This window comes from Vibrio sp. OPT18, from assembly GCF_015163615.1.
GTDB lineage: Bacteria > Pseudomonadota > Gammaproteobacteria > Enterobacterales > Vibrionaceae > Vibrio > Vibrio coralliirubri.
On record NZ_JADDYK010000077.1, the window covers coordinates 7,206 to 8,838 of the forward strand.

3 protein-coding genes are annotated in these 1,633 nt (G+C 46.8%); all 3 read right to left on the bottom strand.

All coding sequences use genetic code 11. From position 1 onward, the window contains the following. Positions 1-113: 113 nt before the first annotated feature. Positions 114-557, bottom strand: coding sequence for a hypothetical protein (locus IQQ51_RS20800; RefSeq protein WP_193842008.1), 444 nt, complete (start codon positions 555-557; stop codon positions 114-116). An 85-nt stretch (positions 558-642) separates the two neighbouring features. Further along, on the bottom strand, positions 643-966 hold the full coding sequence (locus tag IQQ51_RS20805; protein ID WP_193842009.1) for a hypothetical protein: 324 nt from the start codon (positions 964-966) through the stop codon (positions 643-645). 33 nt (positions 967-999) lie between these two features. Then, entirely contained in the window at positions 1,000-1,194 is a 195-nt protein-coding gene (locus tag IQQ51_RS20810) for a hypothetical protein (RefSeq protein ID WP_193842010.1), read from the bottom strand. Positions 1,195-1,633: the final 439 nt, after the last annotated feature.

The following is a 1,633-nucleotide window of genomic DNA, read 5'->3' on the forward strand; positions in this document are numbered from 1 at the left end:
ATTCGGTTACCCCCTCCTCACGTTCCAGTTGATTTAGCACACTCGAAAAATCGCCCCAGTCGTCCACGATTTCCAATGGCGCGGTGTCTAGTTCCGGCCCTAGTTTTTCGTCCTCACTCATGCGTGCCACCCTCGGTTACTTTTTCGGTTACCACGCGCTTTGGCATCAGCTCACGAATAGACCACGCAAGGAAAACAAACAGGCCCAACAAGATCAACACTTGTTTGAACCATGGTTTTTCCTTTTGGGTAGATGGTGGCGGTTCGGTTACGTCATCGCTTCCAACCGCGTCAATGCTCGCTTCAGCGGTCTGCATGGTAACCGTATCCACCGCCCCTGGTTCGGTTAACGCTTCGGTTACCAGTACCCCCTCAAGTAGGGGGAGTTCGGTTACAGGTTCGGTTACTATTTCGGGTAAATCTGATTCATTGTCCACCTTGTGCGCTTGAATATGTTCAGTCCCCTTTTTACTTGGGGCTGTATTTCCGCACTTAGGGCAGCATGAATACATTAAGCCAATGTTACGGGCATTTTTTGGTGGTTCACCCGTTTCCATGAGTTTTCCCTCACCAACATTGTGAACCGTTGACGGACTCGAACAGACAGTACAGGCGATATAACCGCGAACGGGATTAGGATGTTTAGCCGACATTGATCACCTCCACACCCTCTGACATGTTGAGTAATTCGGTGCGGTCGTCGTTAATACGATCGCGTAGTTTTTTACGCGCAACGCCGTTTAACTTTTCGAATTGCTCTAATTGCTCAAGCAGGTTTGACGGTAGGCCTAATGCCTCAAGTGAGATTTTGCCCGTAAATAACATACTGCTCGCCTTTTTAATCAGCGAGCTGGTATCCATTTCTTTGAGCTTTTCGATTTCAATGTGAAGCGATGCCGCCAGCTTATCGGCAGCATCGAGCGCGGTTAAATCGCGGTTACAATCCGCAATAGATAGATTTTTCATTAGCGTTCCTCTGTCTCCCAACGTTGGCATAGGTTAATTAAAACTCGCAATTGCTGACGCACAACAATCAGCAATTATCACTTGCATCCCCTCATTAATGAGATGCTCACCTTCAAAGCGCGCCAGCGCAACCGAGGAAGTAACGAGAAAGGTAATCATCAGTAAAGGCAGATTGCCCTTAATGGTTCGACGCAGTCTTATCAGTACGCCTTTGATTGATTTGAACATGGACACTCCTATAGGTAGTTAAAATAAACACAACATATAGTAGTTAAAACGAACGCAGCATACAATATGTAGTATTGATGGGTTTATTCAACCACTACATATAGTGTTTTTGCTGTGCGTGGGATTCGATTTCGCCTGCTCTTTCTTGCTAGACCGTTGCGAAGCAACATTGCAGTCACTCAACGCGCTGTATGGCTTCGTGTGCCGCAGAACATCACAACATAACCCCTAGGGAGAATCACGTCCATTTAGCCGCGTGTGCGCCGCCTAGGCTCAAGAATCATGCTTAAAACCAGTGCGAACCCAATAAGCCTCAGCGAGCTTGCGAGCTCGAGAGGCGCCTCATTAGACTCTCTTAATAATCATTAACGATCTCTATCTCTTTTACCTTTAGGTAAAGACTCTAGTTGAGAACTATGCACTATAAAGACAGGGTCTA